At 66.8% G+C, this 16,628-nt stretch carries 16 protein-coding genes; 6 read left to right on the top strand and 10 right to left on the bottom strand.

Annotated features, from left to right (window positions below; all coding sequences use genetic code 11):
* The first annotated feature begins 91 nt into the window (after nucleotides 1-91).
* Together NGR01S_RS27880 and NGR01S_RS27875 are read left to right on the top strand one after the other, a co-directional pair.
* Nucleotides 92-1,075, top strand: coding sequence for a prolipoprotein diacylglyceryl transferase (locus NGR01S_RS27880; protein ID WP_169811981.1), 984 nt, complete (start codon nucleotides 92-94; stop codon nucleotides 1,073-1,075).
* 39 nt (nucleotides 1,076-1,114) lie between these two features.
* On the top strand, nucleotides 1,115-1,741 hold the full coding sequence (locus NGR01S_RS27875; protein ID WP_063042017.1) for a hypothetical protein: 627 nt from the start codon (nucleotides 1,115-1,117) through the stop codon (nucleotides 1,739-1,741).
* Nucleotides 1,742-2,226: 485 nt separating this feature from the next.
* On the opposite strand, the gene NGR01S_RS27870 is transcribed toward NGR01S_RS27875, so the two are convergent.
* Nucleotides 2,227-2,799, bottom strand: a complete 573-nt coding sequence (locus tag NGR01S_RS27870; RefSeq protein ID WP_063042015.1) for a TetR/AcrR family transcriptional regulator — start codon at nucleotides 2,797-2,799, stop codon at nucleotides 2,227-2,229.
* A gap of 101 nt (nucleotides 2,800-2,900) precedes the next feature.
* Between NGR01S_RS27870 and NGR01S_RS27865 the strand changes: the two genes are divergently transcribed.
* Nucleotides 2,901-4,391: a hypothetical protein gene (locus tag NGR01S_RS27865; RefSeq protein ID WP_157107459.1), complete on the top strand. Its 1,491-nt coding sequence runs from the start codon at nucleotides 2,901-2,903 to the stop codon at nucleotides 4,389-4,391.
* 373 nt (nucleotides 4,392-4,764) lie between these two features.
* On the opposite strand, the gene NGR01S_RS27860 is transcribed toward NGR01S_RS27865, so the two are convergent.
* From NGR01S_RS27860 to NGR01S_RS27845, 4 genes are all read right to left on the bottom strand, one after another.
* Complete coding sequence (locus tag NGR01S_RS27860; RefSeq protein WP_063042013.1) at nucleotides 4,765-5,328, bottom strand: ribonuclease H family protein; 564 nt, start codon at nucleotides 5,326-5,328, stop codon at nucleotides 4,765-4,767.
* A 9-nt stretch (nucleotides 5,329-5,337) separates the two neighbouring features.
* Nucleotides 5,338-5,808, bottom strand: coding sequence for an SRPBCC family protein (locus NGR01S_RS27855; protein WP_063042070.1), 471 nt, complete (start codon nucleotides 5,806-5,808; stop codon nucleotides 5,338-5,340).
* Between the two features lie 365 nt (nucleotides 5,809-6,173).
* Nucleotides 6,174-6,977: a TIGR03084 family metal-binding protein gene (locus NGR01S_RS27850; protein WP_063042011.1), complete on the bottom strand. Its 804-nt coding sequence runs from the start codon at nucleotides 6,975-6,977 to the stop codon at nucleotides 6,174-6,176.
* A 132-nt stretch (nucleotides 6,978-7,109) separates the two neighbouring features.
* Complete coding sequence (locus NGR01S_RS27845; protein ID WP_063042009.1) at nucleotides 7,110-8,465, bottom strand: DUF445 domain-containing protein; 1,356 nt, start codon at nucleotides 8,463-8,465, stop codon at nucleotides 7,110-7,112.
* A gap of 145 nt (nucleotides 8,466-8,610) precedes the next feature.
* Between NGR01S_RS27845 and NGR01S_RS27840 the strand changes: the two genes are divergently transcribed.
* Complete coding sequence (locus NGR01S_RS27840; RefSeq protein WP_063042007.1) at nucleotides 8,611-9,411, top strand: cyclase family protein; 801 nt, start codon at nucleotides 8,611-8,613, stop codon at nucleotides 9,409-9,411.
* Nucleotides 9,408-11,090, top strand: coding sequence for a thiamine pyrophosphate-binding protein (locus tag NGR01S_RS27835; RefSeq protein WP_063042005.1), 1,683 nt, complete (start codon nucleotides 9,408-9,410; stop codon nucleotides 11,088-11,090). Before NGR01S_RS27840 ends, NGR01S_RS27835 begins: the two co-directional genes overlap by 4 nt.
* A 171-nt stretch (nucleotides 11,091-11,261) precedes the next feature.
* On the opposite strand, the gene NGR01S_RS27830 is transcribed toward NGR01S_RS27835, so the two are convergent.
* The 5 genes from NGR01S_RS27830 to NGR01S_RS27810 all read right to left on the bottom strand — a co-directional run bounded on the left by NGR01S_RS27830 (nucleotide 11,262) and on the right by NGR01S_RS27810 (nucleotide 16,304).
* Entirely contained in the window at nucleotides 11,262-12,062 is an 801-nt protein-coding gene (locus NGR01S_RS27830; protein WP_063042003.1) for a VOC family protein, read from the bottom strand.
* A gap of 71 nt (nucleotides 12,063-12,133) precedes the next feature.
* Nucleotides 12,134-12,544 carry a VOC family protein gene (locus NGR01S_RS27825; RefSeq protein ID WP_063042068.1) on the bottom strand — a complete coding sequence of 137 codons (411 nt, stop codon included), beginning with the start codon at nucleotides 12,542-12,544 and terminating at the stop codon, nucleotides 12,134-12,136.
* A gap of 20 nt (nucleotides 12,545-12,564) precedes the next feature.
* Entirely contained in the window at nucleotides 12,565-12,999 is a 435-nt protein-coding gene (locus NGR01S_RS27820) for a helix-turn-helix transcriptional regulator (protein WP_063042001.1), read from the bottom strand.
* Between the two features lie 288 nt (nucleotides 13,000-13,287).
* Entirely contained in the window at nucleotides 13,288-15,864 is a 2,577-nt protein-coding gene (locus tag NGR01S_RS27815) for an excinuclease ABC subunit UvrA (protein ID WP_218020839.1), read from the bottom strand.
* Nucleotides 15,865-16,088: 224 nt separating this feature from the next.
* Nucleotides 16,089-16,304, bottom strand: a complete 216-nt coding sequence (locus NGR01S_RS27810) for a hypothetical protein (RefSeq protein WP_063041999.1) — start codon at nucleotides 16,302-16,304, stop codon at nucleotides 16,089-16,091.
* 98 nt (nucleotides 16,305-16,402) lie between these two features.
* Between NGR01S_RS27810 and NGR01S_RS27805 the strand changes: the two genes are divergently transcribed.
* Nucleotides 16,403-16,609, top strand: a complete 207-nt coding sequence (locus tag NGR01S_RS27805) for a hypothetical protein (protein ID WP_063041997.1) — start codon at nucleotides 16,403-16,405, stop codon at nucleotides 16,607-16,609.
* Nucleotides 16,610-16,628: the final 19 nt, after the last annotated feature.

Below are 16,628 nucleotides of genomic sequence, written 5' to 3'. Positions count from 1 at the left end.
CAGAGATGCCCGCCACACCCGGCGGTCGTTTTCGACCGGTAGATTACGGCGCGTTTCGCAGAGCCGCGCCGGGAAGGTGTGAACAGTACAGATGTCCTCAGAAAAACCCGTCTCCGATCCCTTGGAGCCGGAAGGCACCGGTGTGCCAGCGGACGCCGCGGCTGAGCACTCCCCTTCCGGTAAAGACGAAACCGACGCCGCGCCGAGTAGCGGCGCGACCGAGAACAGAGCCGATGAGCCCGCGTCGGAAACCGGAGCCGCGGACACCACCGCGCGGTCCGGAAAGGCGGATGCTTCGGATTCGGCCTCGGAAACCACGAAGTCGGCGTCCGCCGCCGAGCCCGATGCGGCCCGCGCCGGTACCGCGGGCGACGAGAAGACGGCGGTGATCGGCAAGGCCGGAGCAGCCGCCGACGACGCAGTACTGGTGGACAAGGCCGGCGCGGCGGAATCCGGCGCCACGGTGGCGGCGAGCGAATCGGAGGCCGCCACCGAGAAGGTCGATATCGGGAAGAAGTCCGCCGCCGAGGAGGAGGCGAAGTCCGGCGAAGGCGCGACACCCACCGGCCGCCGCTCGCCGTTCCCGCTGCCCGCGTTGATCGGTGCCGCGGCGCTGCTGGTGGCCGCCCTCGTCGCGGTCGGGGTCTTCTTCTTCCTCGCCGGGAACAAGCAGGACGAACTGGACCGGCGGGCCTCGGCCACCAAGGCCGCCTGCGATTTCGGGAACACTTTCGCGACCTACACCGGCGACGGGGCCGACGACTACATACAGCGCCTGGACCGGTCCGCCACCGGTGAGTGGAAGAAACTGGTCTCGCAGATCGGACCGGATCTGAAGACCCGGTTCGCCGAGTCCGAGGTCAGCTCCACCGCGACCGGGGTGCAGTGCGGTTACGAATCCGGGTCCGGTGACGAGGCGCGCGTGGTGCTGGTCATCGACCAGCAGTTCACCACCGCGAACGTTCCGCAGGAGCAGGGGCCGGGGCAGGTCAAGGTAGCCGCGAATGTCTCCATGCAGAAGATCGACGGCACCTGGCTGGTCGCCGACTTCGATACGCCGATGATGCAGCAGTAGCTGCAGCCGCGAGACGACCAGACGTTAGGACTCGAAGCTATGGTCAAGAACGAGACCGCGGCACCGGACAGCGGCGACAAGTCCGGACTGCTGCCGGTGGTGGCTGCCTTCGTGGCGGGTGTGGTGCTGGTGGCGCTGGTCGCCGCCGGTGTCGTGTACTTCCGTGCGTTCCAGGAGAACCGTGGAGAGCTTGCCGCCCAGGACCAGTCCACCCGCGCCGCATGCGATTTCGCCCGCGCCACCAACACCTACGACTATCAGGGCGACCTGGACGGCTTCATGCAGGCCATGAAGGACGGCGCCACCGACAATGTGGTGTCCTCGCTCGAGCAGAACTGGGATGTACTGCGCCAGCTGCTCACCGAATCCAAGGTGAAATCCTGGGTCGACGAGGCGACCTGCGGTTTCCAGTCCGGGGACGAGAAATCCGCGAAGGTACTCGTCAATATCGGCCTCATGAAGACGAATTCGGTGACGCCCGAGCCGAAGCGCCAGGACATCGCGGTGACCGCGACCCTGGAAAAGGACGGCGACCGTTGGATCGTGAACCAGTGGGAGCTGGCCATGCTCGCGGGTGTGGGTGGTCAGGGCGGACAGCCCGCGCCCGCCGGTCCGGCGCCGGCCGCCCCCGAGGGCGGACAACCCGCCCCGCAGCCGGGTAACTGAGCCGAACAGCGACAGGGTGGCGCCTTCTGGGGCGTCACCCTGCCATTTCCGGGTCGACACGACGCAGCGCCGACGCCGGTTATTCGGTCGCGCGATGCTCGGCCGGTACTGCGGCCACTTCTCGTGACGCCTCGGCGACCGCCGCCGCATATCCCGGCATCGACAGCACGCTGCCGCGGGGCCCGGCTCCGAACCCGGACTCCACCAGTACATCGACGCAGCCGGCTCGTTATCGTCCCGGGCGCTTCCCGCACCACCGACCCGCAGCTACGCCATATCCGCTTGGATTCGGCCGATAGCACGGCGACCCGAGCCGCCGGGACCGACGACACAGCCCGACAATCTGATCAACTCGACCGGACAACCGCCGGATCCGCTGCCCTGGCCGACGATGATCCGCGCCCGCCGCCAGCTCATGTACCTGGTGAGACGATCCCTACCAGCACTCTGTGTCTCCGCGGAGGGGGGGCGATGTCCGCGCGGCTTCACGGGACCTGTTCGGGCGCCAATGCGGAGACGGCCGCGGCGATTCGGGTCGCTCCGCGAGAGTCGGCGGGATCGACCAGCCATTGCAGAACCGCGCCGTTGATCAGGGAGAGAGCGATGGAGCCGATGGTCTCCGCCTGCTCGGCGGTTACGGTGTCGCGTTCGATGCCGAGTACGAGCGCAGCGATATCCCGGCGAGCGGTGTTGTATACCTGGCGGAGTTGTTCGCGCAGCTCCGGGACGAACTCTGCTTGGGCATAGGATTGCACGCTCGCGACGAGCACGCGCCGCTCATCGGTGCCGGCGGCGAGGATGCCGTCGAGGAACCGTTCGAGGCGGTCCGCGGGCGATCCCGCGCCGAGGGTGCCCGCGTATGTCAGCCGGTCGCCCCACTCTTCGATGATTTCGAGGACTGCGGCGTTGAGCAGCGCATCCTTTGATCCGAAGTGGTATCCGATCGAGGCGAGATGCGCTCCGGACGCGTTCGCGATATCGCGTGCGGTGGTGTTCGCGTAACCGCGTTCCACTATGCAGGCGCGCGCGCCCGCCAGCAGTTGCTCCTTCTGCCCCATGCGCACACCCTATCAGCCGATTGCACAAACGTACTGTACAAATGTTTTTCACAAACGTACCGTACATATGTACAAATCACGGCCGATCCCGAGAAGGAACCATGACCGACATCTCCCTGCTCAGCCCGCCCGCGCATTTGCCGGCAACACCTGTCCTCGCCGACTGGTCGTCCGCCGGCCGCCTGATACGGACCGTTCTGACGACGCACCTGTGGGCAGCGCCGCCCATCGAGCGTGGCGCTCCCGCCCATGACCGCGCCTTCGCCGCACTGCGCGAGCTGGGCGTCGACTACGCGCGTTTCCTGCCCTGGTTCTCGAACCCGCTGGTCTCCGTGCCGGCGCTGAGGGCGCCCACGGCGACGACGACCTCATGGGATTTCAAACGTCTGGACCCATATGTAGAGGACTTCATCGAGGCTGCCGAAGGGCGTCCCGTCACAGCGAATTTCGCGACCATCCCGCACTGGATGTTCGTCGGTGGCGAGAACGTCGATCTCGGAGACGATCCCGACGCGATCCACTGGGACTACGAATCCGGCACGGTATTTCGCGACGAGTCCCTGGCCGAGGTCGCCGATTACTTCTATCGCCTCGCCAGCTGGTACATCGCCGGCGGATTCCACGACGAACACGGGGTGTGGCACGAATCCGGCCACCACTACCGATTCGCCTACTGGGAAGTCCTGTGCGAACCAGACGTCAACCGGCAGTTGAGCCCCGAAGTCTATACGCGGCTCTACGATGCGGTCGTCGAACGACTACGTCCACTCGACCCGGAAATGCGGTTCATCGGACTCTCGCTGAGCCATGTACACCACAATCCAGAGTACTTCTGGCATTTCCTCGACCCTGCGAACCACGCACCCGGTATCCCGCTCGACGCCTTCTCGATCCACTTCTACGCCTCCCCCGACATCGTCAACCCGTTCGGCCCGGACGGCAATCCGCCGACCTCGACATGGGAGTCGACGTTCTTCGCCCAGGCCGAAGGGTTTCTCGAACAGGTGCGCCTCATCTCATCGATCGCCCGGCGCCTATCGCCCGGCACCAAGATGCTCCTCAACGAGATCGGGACCTATCCCTCCGACATCATGAACCCGGCGCCGGACCTGCCCTACGAGTACTGGGCGCTCAGCGCGAGTTTCCACACCTATCTGTGGGCGCGGTGCCTCACGCTCGACATCGACCTCTTCGGAGTCGCCGAGTTCACCGGCTATCCGGGCATGATCCCAGGAGTATCGCTGGTCGATTGGGATACCGGAGAACCGAACGCGCGATACCATGCCACCAAACTCATGGTCGACCACGTCCGCCTCGGCGACCGGCTCGTACCCACCACGACAGGCGCGCCCGGGTACCCCGATGCCCGCATCCACGCCCAATCCACCGTTGGCTCCGACGGACGCCGCCGCGTCGTTCTGGTGAACAAACGCAGTGTGCCCGTGAATGTGGAAGTCGTTGACTGCGGCCAACAGTCGACCCTGTACTCGGTCGACGCCTCGACGCCCACGGGTGGCCCGACAGCCCGGACTGTCCGGGATGGCCGACTCGCGCTCCCCGCCCATGCCTCGGCCGTCCTCATTCTCGAATAACGCTGCGCGGGCACATACTCGCGGTGAGCCCGCCGCGGGAATCGTGGGCGCTGCCGGCCGTGTGACGGGCCACGACATCGCGTTGGTCCTGCCCGCTTCCGCACCTGGCCGACGATCGCGCTGTTCCGGGCGCGAGCCGCTGCGAAACGCGCATGTTCGTGGGCGCATGCCGGGCACGCAGACGAGAGGGAAGCCGAGAATCGAGTGCTTTCCGAAGAATCGCGGGTACCGAAACATAGTGGAGCAGAGGAAAAAGAATCCGGGCGCCCCCGGCGGTGGGTCGAGCCACCACCGCCGGAGGCTATTCGGTTGGTATCCGGATCCAGCAGTACCACGGCGACAACAGCGCGGGCGCTCCGATCCCGGACAGGGATCAGAACAGGTGGAGCGCCTGCGCTGTTGTCGCGTAGTCGGCGGTCGTTACAACCGCCGGTTCCGCAGCCTTCCCTGCTGCCGCGGAAGTTTCGGGGGCGACGCGGGTGACGGTCCGGGTGGCCACGGTGGACGTGGCCGCGGCCTTACGCGCGGCGGCCCCGGCCAGTGCATCGGCCTGTTCGTTGAAATAGTTACCGACATGTCCGCGCACCCAGCGGAATCGCACCGGGCCGGGGCGGCCCGCGATGGCATGGTCGATTTCCCGGATGAGTTCGACGTTCTTGACCGCGGACCCGCTCGAGGTGCGCCAGCCGTTGTTGCGCCAGTTCGGCAGCCATTCGGAGGCGCATTTGATCGCGTACAGCGAATCGCTCTCGATGAGTAACGGATCCACTCCGGGGTGGGCCCGGATCGCCTCCAGGACCGCACGTAACTCGGCGATCTGATTGGTACCCGTTGCCTCGCCGCCGCTTTCCGCGCCACCCGCGTGGTCCACCCACGCCCAGCCGATCGCTCCGCCGGGGTTGCGCAGACACGATCCGTCGGTACTCACGATGATCATGGCAGTACCTTACGCAAGTCGCCCGACAAGGTCTGTGCCGTGGAATTCCTCTATCGCTCTGCGCAATCGTGATTCGCTGCGCCGCAGGGCGCGGCGCAGCAGCGCGGCACGTGGTCGTTCGCGCAGGGTCGCGGCGAAACCCTTGGAACCGGGGAAGTCGAGTTCGGAGGTCAGCACCGAGCGGCCGCGGCCGAGCGGGTCGAATCGCAGTGTCAGCCGGGCGGTGAACGGGCCGGTGAAGGTGTAGCCCAGCACTGCGTCCGGACGATGTTCGGCGACCGCGCAGTGGAGGACGGGGCGCCAGGGGCCGAGCCGGTAGCCGATCTCGTACTTCGCTCCGATACCGCGTTCCGGATCGCCACACAGGGTGATCTCGGCGGCTCCCACCATCCAATTCGGGATGGACCGGGGATTGTCGGCATAGGCGAAGGCAACGGTGATCGGCGCCGTTACGTCGCTGGCGTATTTGATGAAGCCCACGGGCCCTCCCTCCACGGCTGCCCGCTAAAAGTACTATAGCTTTCCGGTTTATTTAAGGCCGATTAGGAGTCGATAGCCTCTTGACACCGGCTGTGACGCAGCGCCGAACGGTTCGCCGAGCGTATCAGAGCAGGTGAGCACCGGCCGGGCGGAGAACAAGTGGCCTGGACACTCGAGACGAGCGTCACAGCCGCGTCGGCCATGCCCACGTGGAGGTGCCGATCCGTGACCGCCGCAGGGTTTCGGGAACCCTCTGCGGGGGTACTTTTCACCCGCCGGCGAGCGCTGTACCCGACTGCCGTGATGAGCTATCCGGCCAATGATGTCCGGCTGTCCCGGGGACGGTGTGACGCTCGCCGGCGCTGTCAGCTCTTACCGGTCGGTGGCCGCCCGCTGCCCGGCGGGCCCGCGAAGGCCTGGGCGATGGTGAGCCACCGTGCAGCTTCGGTGCCCGTCGTGCACAGCGCCAGATCGTCCGGATGCCGGCGCTGGGTCACCAGGAAGCAGAAGTCGAGCGCCGGGCCGGTGACTCGTTCGGGAGCCTCCGCCGGCCCCCACGACCACAGCTCACCCGAGGGCGCCTGCAGCTCGACCCGGAATTCCGTGGCGGGCACCGGCAGCTCCCGGACGGTGTAGGCGAAATCCCTCGTACGGACACCGATATGGGCCACCGAGCGGAGGCGGTCGGTCGGTTCCCGTTCCACCCCGAGTGCGTCGGCGACGTCCTGGCCGTGGGCCCAGGTCTCCATGAGCCGGGCGGTGACCATCGACCCCGGGCGCATGGGCGGGCCGAACCACGGCACCTTCGCGTCCGCGGGGACCGCCCGCAATGCCGCGGCGAGCTCGCTGCGGCCGCGTCGCCAGCGTTCGAGGAGGTCCGCCGGTGGAGCTTCGGCGGCTTCGGCGGCGGCATCGTCGACGAAGGTCGCCACCCGGGCGGCGGCCGCGGTCAGCAGATCGGTGAAGGCGCTGTCGCCGGTCCGGGCATCGGTGGCAGCCAACGTGGCGACTTCGTCGGTCCAGGAGAGGTGGCCGATCTGATGGGCGACGGTCCAGCCCGCCGCCGGCGTCGGCCGAGCCCAGTCCGACTGTGGCAGAGCCGCGACCAATGCCTCGAGCTCGGCGCCTTCCGCGGCGAGGTCGCGGAGTAACGCGTCCAGATCGGCCATCGGTTCCCTCATCTCCGTCCCGCGCACATCGGTGCGGAGATCAGCATTCCAGCGAGGCCGAAAAAATACAAGCATGCCTGCTTGTATTCGGGGGAAGGGGCGAACGGGTGGCGCGCGTGCCGGTACGAGTGATTACCAGCCGAAGATCAGCAGATGGGTGGCCCCGACCAGCAACCCGAGCGCGGCACCGTGCAGATAGAGCAGCCAGGCATCCTGTTCGACCGAGGCGTAGAACATCTCCATGAATTCACCGGGTGTCAGCTGCTGGAGCTTGCGGGCCGCGAATTCGTCGATGTTCTCGGCCTGCTCCCGGATGAAATCGGCGTCCTCCACCAGCGAGGGCGCCAGCCCGACCGCCGCGCCCGCCGCACCGACCTTCAGATTGTCGAACTGCCGCCGCCCGAACGCGGCCCGGACCACCGAGGTGGTGCGGCCGAGCTGACGGTGGATCTCGTCGGAGATGAGCTGTTCGAGCAGCAGCCGGGTCTTGTCGCCGTTGGGGCCGTTGAGCAACTCGTTGGACAGGTTGGGCAGGGTGAGGACCTGGTAGGCGAGGATATGGGCCAGATCGGTGGCCGCCTGCGGCTGCCGTTTCGCCAGCAGGGCCTGTTTCCAGATGTATTTGTAGCGGGGTTGCGGATCGCCGGGGGTGAACACCACCCGCACGGCGATGATGTTCACCATGACACCGATGAGCGCCGAGGCCGCCAGCACGATCACCCACGACGGCACCCATCCCCAGACCGGGATATCGGAGTGGATGTGCAGGTAGAGCGCGAGCAGCAGTCCGAACGGGGCGCCGAGCAGGCCGATCCGGACCATGAACTTCAGCTCCGGCGCCGCGATTGTGGTGGTGAGATCCTTGAGGATCTGCGGATTCTCCTGCAGATACCGGATCACGAAACCTTTCACGTCGATGAGCTGATCGACATTGTCGCCGAGGGAATCGAACGCCTTGCCGGTGAGCTCGGGCAGCTCCCGTTCCACCCGCTGATAGATCAGTTGCCGCATCGCCCGGGGTACGGCATTCCACAGGTCCGGGTTCTCCCGGTTCATCACCTCGTCGACGATGCTCTTGACCTGTTTGCGGGCCAGGGCGGCGACATAGTCGGCGATACCGTCGAGATCCAGTTCATGGATGAAATCCCGGGGACTGCCGATTCGCAGCAGAGCTTTGTCCACGCAGATACTGGCCATTTTCTCGGCACGTGCCGGAATGAAGCCCTGGAAACCCAGCCGGGACCCGTCCTCGGAAAAAGTCGGCAGTACCTGGACCCGGCGCGGCAGATAGGGATACAGCACGTCGAGCCCGGGAATCCGGATACCGCGGAACAACAGCGGCCAGAACAGCATCAGTACACCGGTCCAGTTGGTGAGCCAACCGGCGGCCGCGCTGAATATCGGGAAACTGATCAGATCGACGACGAACTTGCTCTGACCGGTGAGTTCTTCCCAATTGATCAACACTCCGGACGAGAGTGTGATCATCGCGCGCTCCCCTTGGTCCGGATCGGGTATTCGAGATCATCACATTGTCATCGGCCCGTCCCGAGTGTCAATCAGGGCTCACCGGCCCAGTGCGGCCCTGGTGGTGGGACCGACGCGCCGCGGAAAACCGGAATAAGGTGCCGACATGAGCAACCCCGAGACCTCGGTACTCCCCGCCTTCCTCGCCGCCCTCGCCGACGGGCGGCTGGAAGTGATCGATCTGACCACACCGTTGAGCAGTTCCACGCCGGCCCTGCGGCTGCCCGAACCGTTCGCCAATCTGATCGATTTCAGTCTCGAGGAGGTCAGCGCCTACAACGAGCCCGGCCCGTTCTGGCGGCACAACAACATCCACACCGGGGAACATATCGGCACCCATCTCGACGCCCCGGTGCACTGGGTCACCGGCCGCGACGGTGACGATGTGTCACAGATCCCGGTGGGCCGGCTCGTCGGCCCGGCCGCTGTGCTGGACCTGACCGCCGAGGTGGCCGCCGATCCGGACCATCTGCTCACGATCGACGAGGTGCAGGCGTGGGAGCAGCGGCACGGCCGGTTGGCCGAGGGAGCGTGGCTGCTGCTGCGCACCGGCTGGGAGGCGCGCGGTGGTTCCGAGGCCGAGTTCCTCAATGCCGACGAGACGGGTTCGCATACACCGGGGGTGACGGTCGACTGTGCGCGCTGGCTGGCCACCGAGCGGGGCCTGACCGGGCTCGGGGTGGAAACGGTCGGGGTCGACGCCGGTCTGGCCGGCGGTTTCGACCCGGCCTTCCCGGTGCACCACTACTTCCTCGGCAACGACAAGTACGGCCTGACCTCGCTGCGCAATCTCGGCCGGCTCCCCGCCGTGGGCGCGATGCTGGTGGTGAGTCCGCTGCCGATCGTCGGCGGTACCGGGAGCCCGTCGCGGGTGCTCGCGGTGCACGATCGGGCCGGCGCGGTATGACCGCGGGCGGCTCCGCCGGTTACGGTCCGACCGTCGCCGATGTGGTGGGCGGGGTGCTGGCCGACCTGGGTGCCGGGCACTGTTTCGGGGTTGTGGGCAGCGGCAATTTCGTAATGACCAATGCGCTGCGCCGGGGTGGCGTGCCGTTCACGGCGGCACGGCACGAGGGCGGCGCGGCGAGTATGGCCGACGCCTACACGCGGATGTCGGGCCGGGTGGGGGTGCTGTCACTGCACCAGGGCTGCGGGCTGACCAACGCGATGACCGGGATCGGCGAGGCAGCCAAGAGCCGCACCCCGATGATCGTGCTGGCCGCGGACAGTCCGGCGGCGGCACTGCGGTCCAATTTCCGGGTGGACCAGGAAGCTCTGGCCCGCAGTGTCGGAGCGGTGAGCGAGCGGGTGTTCTCGGAGCGGACCGTGGTCGCCGATGTGACACGGGCCTTCCGGACGGCGGTGGCCCAGCGCCGCACCGTGGTCCTCGATGTGGCGATCGACGTCGCCGCCGCCTCGGCCACCGCATCCGGGCCGGTCGCGGCCCCGATGCCGTTGCCGCGGGTCCGGCCCGGCGCCGAAGCGGTAACGCAATTGGTGGATGCGCTGCGTGGCGCGCGGCGGCCGGTTTTCGTGGCGGGACGCGGCGCCCGCCACGCCGGACCCGAGATCGCCGCCCTGGCGCAGGCCCGCGGTGCGCTGGTGGCCACCTCGGCCGTCGCGAACGGACTCTTCGCCGGAGACGAGTTCGCGCTGGGTATTTCAGGTGGTTTCTCCTCGCCGGCCACCGCTGAACTCATCACCGGCGCCGACCTCGTGGTCGGCTGGGGTTGTGCGTTGAACATGTGGACGATGCGGCACGGCCGCCTGATCGGCCCCGGCGCCCGGGTGGTGCAGGTCGACGACGATATCGACGCCATCGGCGCACACCGCCCGGTCGATCTCGGCGTGCTCGGCGATTGCGCGCCGACCGCCCGGGATGTACTGGCCGAGCTGGGGCGGTCCGGCGCGGAGCCGGTGACCGGCTACCGCACCGCCGAGGTGGCGGACCGTATCGCCCGCACGGGCCGCTGGCAGGACGTCCCGGTGGACGACACCTCCACCGGTGAGCGGATCGATCCCCGCGCCCTCACGATCGCGCTCGACGCGATCCTGCCGGCCCAGCGGATCGTCTCGATCGACTCGGGGAACTTCATGGGCTATCCCGCCACCCATCTGTCGGTGCCCGACGAGAACGGATTCTGTTTCACCCAGGCCTTCCAGTCGATCGGCCTGGGGCTGGGCACCGCCATCGGCGCGGCCTTCGCCCGGCCGGACCGGCTCCCGGTGCTCGGCACCGGGGACGGCGGCTTCCTCATGGCGATATCCGAGCTGGAAACCGCGGTGCGCTGCGCACTCCCGCTGGTGGTGATCGTATACAACGACTCCGCCTACGGCGCCGAGGTGCACCACTTCGGCGCCGCCGACCACGCCACGGTGACCTTCCCGGAGACCGATATCGCCGCCATCGCCACCGGATTCGGCGCCACCGGTGTCACCGTCGGTTCGGTCGCCGATCTTGCCCCGGTACGCGAGTGGGTCGAGCAGTACCGGCGCACGGGCCGGGCCCGGCCACTGGTGATCGACGCGAAGATCACCAGCGATGGCGGCGCGTGGTGGCTGGCGGAGGCATTCGCCGGGCACTGAGCTCCGGGTACGGGAGCGGTGCCCGATCAGAAGATCGCCACCGGCAGCCCGTCGGCCGCGCGATGCCGGTCCGGGTTCGGCGGTCCGGCGCCCACAATCTGGTTGTCGCCCGACGACTCGCTGCGAGCGAGTGCGGGACCACAACCTCGACCCGGACCCGACCGGTCTCGGTTACCCGGAGGTGGTGACGCACCAGTGGTAGCCGTCGGGGTCGCTGAAATGCCCTGTGTAGTCGCCATTGTCGCCGTGCCTTGCGGTGGCGGTGATCCGGCCGCCGGCAGAGTCCGCGGCGGTGAGCAGCGCGTCGACCTCATGACGGGAGTCGGCGATGTGGGTGAGTACGAGCGGGGACACGTCGCTGCGCCGGTCCTCCACACCGGCGTCCTTGGCGAGGGCTTTGCGTGGTAGCAGGCCGAGCCGGCAGACACCCTCGGTCAGGGTGAAATCGACGAACTTGTCACCGTAGTCGCGGTCGGCGCTCATGCCGAGCTCCTCGTAGAAGACCTTGGAGATTTTCGGCTTGGCTACTCCGAGGAAGATCGCGGTTTCCGTCGGCTTCGGCGGGCCGGAAACGACCCCTGTGTCCTTTTTCGAAGTGGCTGCCACCTTCCAGAGCGTGCCGTCCGGTGCCTGGTATACGGCGCTGAAATCGCCGAAGAATTGCTTTTTGGGCGGCTTGACGACTGTCGCACCGTGCGTTGTGGCGGCTTCGATAAGGGCCTTGACCTCGGCGGGTTGGTTGACGATAGAGGACAGGAGATAGCCGGGGAACGACGTACTTGCCGTCTTTGCAGCGGTATTGGGGGCCGGTACGTCGATTGGGCCGAGGGCGAGTCGGCCAGTGTTGTGCAGGTCCAGGTGGACGGTGTGGTCGCTGTCGGTCGCGGTGGTCGAAAACGCGGCCGTGTAGAAGGCCCGTGCGGCTTCCACCTGCGGTACGCCGATTGTGATCACATCGAGCGCGAGCACCATAGTGCGACTCCTTTCCTTCGACCGGTCAGAGCCGGCCTTCTGATGGTCGGTGCCGAGCGGGCCGGGCTCACTCAGGTCAGCTGGTTGATGCGGATGAGATTCCCGGCCGGATCGCGGAAGGCGCAGTCGCGGACTCCGTAGTCTTGGTCGGTAGGTTCTTGAACCACGTCCGCACCTGCGGCCTGAACGCGGTCGAAGAGCCCGTCGAGGTCGTCTGTCGCCAGCGTGACGGCGGTATAGACGCCCTTGGCGATGAGCTCCAAGATGGTGCGCCGCTCCTCATCGGTGACTCCCGGGTCGGCGGCGGGCGGGTGCAGCACGATGGAGGTACCGGGTTGGTCGGCCGGTCCGACGGTGATCCACCGCATATCTCCGTAGCCGACGTCCTTGCGGACTTCCAAGCCCAGGATGTCGCGGTAGAAACCCAGCGCGGCTTCTGGATCGGTGTGCGGGAGGAAAGCATAATGAATGGTCAGGGTCATATCGACCACGCTAACCAGGGCTACTGGTCACGCGCTTCTCGATTTCTGATCGGTCTGGTCACCTGCTTCGCCAGACACGGCGGAATTCCCGCCGCGGCCTGGGAATGGTCACGGCGGTAGACGCTCGGCGGCACCCCGACCAGCTCGGTGAACCTGGTGCTGAACGTGCCCAACGACGAGGAGCCCACCGCGAAGCACACCTCCGTGACGTTGAGATCGCCGCGGCGCAGCAGCGTCATGGCCCGTTCGATTCGCCGGGTCATCAAATACGCGTACGGTGACTCACCGTAGATGCGGCGGAACTCTCGACACAGATGACCAACCGACATATGCGCCCCGCGGGCCAGTGCCTCGACATTCAGTGGCTTCGCGTACTCCCGATCGATGCGGTCGCGCACACGACGGATCACGGCAATGTCGCGTAAACGTTGCGCCTCCGAACGCTCCGAGCCCATGCCCGCATCTTTTCACCCCGCCCCGTCGCCCCCTCCGACACACCCATCAAGGAGCGGTACTCGATATTCGGATTCGGTGTCCAGGCGTCACTCGATGACGGCTGTGGGCTGTGGCCGACCTCCTACGCGCTGACCGACCCGTCGGAAGCAGCCTGGAAGCAGCTCGCCGATCTCGTCGAGCGGGCGGCGAACTCCTAGCTGTTGCGGGGCGCGGCTGTCGAACATCAACGCACCTCCGGTGGACCGGGCGGGACCGCACCTGCTGGACGACAACTGCCGGCGGTGGGGTCAGTCCGCGGTCGTGGCGTGTGCCCGGTGCTCCAGGAGCGGAAGCCCTGCTGCGTATCGCCGCAAGAATCCGGCGGTACTGGTGTCCGCTGCCGAGACGATATCCGGAGGGCCCGCCGCGACGATGCGACCGCCGTTCGGACCGGCGCCCGGCCCCAGGTCGATGAGCCAGTCCGCGGCCGCGGCGACGGCGATATCGTGTTCGGCTACGACGACGGTATTGCCCGAATCGAGCAACGCATCGAGTGCGTCCACAACACGTTGGACATCGGACGGGTGCAGGCCCGAGACGGGCTCGTCGAGAACGACGAGTCCGGCCTGACGGCTGGCGGCACCGCGCCGGACAGCGGATGCCAGCTTCAGTCGCTGAGCTTCACCTCCGGACAACTCGGTGGCGCTCTGGCCCAGCCGCAGATAGCCGAGCCCGACGCGGTCCAGCGCTTCCAGGATCTCCGCGAGCGGCCGCGATGCGCGGAACCGCTCTACGGCCTCGGCGACGGTGAGTTCCAGTACGTCGTAGATGGTCGACCCGTGGTAAAGGATTTCCGAGGCCTCCGGTTTGTAGCGCCGGCCCTCACATTCGTCGCAGACGACCCATACGTCCGGCAGAAAGTGCATATCGACCAGGGTGCGGCCGTAGCCGGCACACGCCGTGCAACGCCCGCCGCTCGCGGTGTTGAAACTGAACCAGGACGCATCGATACCGCGATCGCGCGCTGCCTCGGTGTCGGCGAACAGTTTGCGAACGATATCGAACGCCTTGCTGTAGGTGGCCGGATTCGACCGCGGTGTCCGCCCCAGCGGTTCTTGATCGATAACGGCGACCCAGTCGAACCATTCCAGGCCGGCTGTCTCCCTGATGGTGCCGGTCTCCGTTCCCTCGAGGAAAGCCCGCGTAGCCTCCCCGAGTGTGGCGAGAACGCTGCTCTTGCCGCTACCGCTCACGCCGGTCAGGCAGGTCAGCCGACCGCTCGGAAACCGCACCAGATCCGCGGTCACGTTGTGCGTCCGCAGGCCGCGGAGCTCCACCCAGCCGGTGGTATCGCCGGCCGGGCGCCGCACTCGCCGCAGACGCGGACCCGCACCGGACAGATAACGCCCGGTAACCGATTCCGGGTGAGCGGCCACCTCTGCCGGGGGCCCGGACACCAGGACCGTACCGCCGAGGCGCCCCGCGCCGGGTCCCATATCGATGACCCAGTCGGCCCGGGCGATGAGCTCGGGATCGTGTTCGACGAGCAGCACCGTGTTACCCCCGGCGCGCAGTTCCAGGGCGATCTCGAGCAAATGTGCCTTGTCCGCCGGATGTAATCCCGTTCCGGGCTCGTCCAGGACGAATGTGATGTCGCTCAGTTCGGTGCTGAGCTGCGCGGCGAGGCGGGTGCGCTGCAGTTCACCGCCGGACAGTGTGCTCGCGCTCCGCGACAGCTGCACATGGCCCAGGCCGAGCCGGTCGAGGATCCCCAGCCTGCGGTCCAGGTCGTGCAGCAGCGGTCCGGCCACCTCGCGCTGCCGTGGTTGCACCGCCGCTGAGAGGCGCCGTGCCCAGTCACGCACCGTCCGTACGTCCACCTCGACGAGTTGCGGAAAGGTCATCCCACCGAGCCGGATGGACCTGGCCGTTTCGCTGTACCCGCTGCCGTCGCATGTGCCGCACGGAAGTTTGCGCATATAGACCAGGTAGCGTTCCTTGGCGCCGGGTGTCCGGGCGTTCACGAAGACCCGCTCCACCTCGGCGAGGGCACCCCGCAGTGGTTGACTCGAGGTATAGGTCATGCGGGCCGTCTCGTTCTTGTTCGGTATCTCGACAGTCGCCTCGATCTTCTCGGTACCCGTTCCGTACAGCACACAGCGGCGGAAATCCGCGGGCAGCGACTGCCATGGCCGCCGCAGGTCCACACCTCTCTTCTCGGCGAGCGCCGGAACGAACGCGTGCTCCCCGGACCGCCATTTGGCGTACCACGGCGAAGCCCCCTCGAACAGCGGTAGGTCCGGACGAATGATGAGCAGATCTTCCTGTGCCTGCCAGCGCCCGCCTACCCCGTGGCAGTCCGCGCAGTTCCCTTCCGGCGTCTTGCGGTCGAAATGGGCTGTCGTCAACGGCTCGATACAGCCCTGCCTATCCGAGTCGGTGCCGATCACGGGCAGGCGGGAGTACAACAGACCCAAGTGTCCGTCGATGCCGGTGAGCGTGGCGACCGTGGAGCGCGGGTTTCGGTTCAGGCGGCGCTGGTCGACCGCGAGGGTCGCGCCCAGTCCCAGAATGCGGTCCACCTGCGGCCGATTGCGCTGGGTGATGTACTGCCGGACGAAGGGCGAAAGCCCCTCCAGATACCGCAACTGTGCCTCGTTGTGCAGGGTATCGACGGCGAGCGAAGTCTTGCCGCTACCGCTGACCCCGGTGAAGGCGACCAGCCGCCCCTTGGGGACGGTCACCGACACATCCCGCAAATTGTTGGTGCGCGCCCCGATCACCTCGATGCTGCCCGGACCGGCATAGCCGCCATGCTGCGCGGATACCGCCTCGTTTCGATCATCGTGCAGCAGATTTCGGAGGCGATCACGTCGGTTGCTCACCCGTCGAGTCTGTCTGGTCGATCGCCTCCCGCGCCTGACCGATCTTGCGCTGTAACCGCCTTCCTGCTGGTGCAAGGCGGGCTCGCTCGAGCACAGCCGGTCAATGACCGGCTGTGCACGACGAGTTGGCGGGGCCTGCGCACCGACACCGCGCCGGACGAGGCATCAGCCGTTGATACGTGTGCGTCGACGGAGACACCGGTGAGGTTGGCGTGAGGTCGAAACTACTCTTTCGGTTCCTCGGAGTAGTAGACGGTGATCGACGGCCACGGGCCGTCGGCAGTGACCTCGTTGTGCAAGACCAGGTCTTGCACGGCCACGTCGCCGAGGCTTTCGATCGAAGCGGCTACGGTCCGCAACAGCGCGACGAGATCACCTTGGTTGTCTCCAGCCGGATTCGACTGAGAGAAGTGAGAGATTGTGTACTGCGGAATTGTCATTCATCCTCGCTCCTTCGGCTACTTCTTCTTACCGCGCTTCTGCTTGTTTCGGTCGCCGTGGTACTTCTCTGCCGGGACTACGAACTCAGGGTGCCGTGATGACAACCCTTGATGCCATGGCAAGGGAGAAGGTCTCGGCCGAGCAGCCGGCAGCGGTCGAGCTGGTGCGGATGGCCGAAGAGCACGTAACCGCCGACAGAAACATGAGCAGGCGACACGCCAGAGAATCGACATCTTCTTCGCCGTGGGCGAACAAGGGCGTCGGGTGGAACAAAGGCGAGCCCGACCAAGTTGAGTGGGTGTAGCTCAACTATTGGAGGTTGT

Origin of the sequence: Nocardia grenadensis NBRC 108939 (assembly GCF_001613445.1) — a bacterium.
Lineage (GTDB): Bacteria > Actinomycetota > Actinomycetes > Mycobacteriales > Mycobacteriaceae > Nocardia > Nocardia grenadensis.
This window is presented reverse-complemented; position numbering and strand designations above follow the sequence as displayed.

Bases quoted from the DNA above. Each gene is read 5' to 3' on its own strand.
- NGR01S_RS27880 (WP_169811981.1), top strand. From the start codon at position 92: ATGTCCTCAGAAAAACCCGTCTCCGATCCCTTGGAGCCGGAAGGCACC.
- NGR01S_RS27875 (WP_063042017.1), top strand. From the start codon at position 1,115: ATGGTCAAGAACGAGACCGCGGCACCGGACAGCGGCGACAAGTCCGGA.
- NGR01S_RS27870 (WP_063042015.1), bottom strand. From the start codon at position 2,799: ATGGGGCAGAAGGAGCAACTGCTGGCGGGCGCGCGCGCCTGCATAGTG.
- NGR01S_RS27865 (WP_157107459.1), top strand. From the start codon at position 2,901: ATGACCGACATCTCCCTGCTCAGCCCGCCCGCGCATTTGCCGGCAACA.
- NGR01S_RS27860 (WP_063042013.1), bottom strand. From the start codon at position 5,328: ATGATCATCGTGAGTACCGACGGATCGTGTCTGCGCAACCCCGGCGGA.
- NGR01S_RS27850 (WP_063042011.1), bottom strand. From the start codon at position 6,977: ATGGCCGATCTGGACGCGTTACTCCGCGACCTCGCCGCGGAAGGCGCC.
- NGR01S_RS27845 (WP_063042009.1), bottom strand. From the start codon at position 8,465: ATGATCACACTCTCGTCCGGAGTGTTGATCAATTGGGAAGAACTCACC.
- NGR01S_RS27840 (WP_063042007.1), top strand. From the start codon at position 8,611: ATGAGCAACCCCGAGACCTCGGTACTCCCCGCCTTCCTCGCCGCCCTC.
- NGR01S_RS27835 (WP_063042005.1), top strand. From the start codon at position 9,408: ATGACCGCGGGCGGCTCCGCCGGTTACGGTCCGACCGTCGCCGATGTG.
- NGR01S_RS27830 (WP_063042003.1), bottom strand. From the start codon at position 12,062: ATGGTGCTCGCGCTCGATGTGATCACAATCGGCGTACCGCAGGTGGAA.
- NGR01S_RS27825 (WP_063042068.1), bottom strand. From the start codon at position 12,544: ATGACCCTGACCATTCATTATGCTTTCCTCCCGCACACCGATCCAGAA.
- NGR01S_RS27820 (WP_063042001.1), bottom strand. From the start codon at position 12,999: ATGGGCTCGGAGCGTTCGGAGGCGCAACGTTTACGCGACATTGCCGTG.
- NGR01S_RS27810 (WP_063041999.1), bottom strand. From the start codon at position 16,304: ATGACAATTCCGCAGTACACAATCTCTCACTTCTCTCAGTCGAATCCG.
- NGR01S_RS27805 (WP_063041997.1), top strand. From the start codon at position 16,403: ATGACAACCCTTGATGCCATGGCAAGGGAGAAGGTCTCGGCCGAGCAG.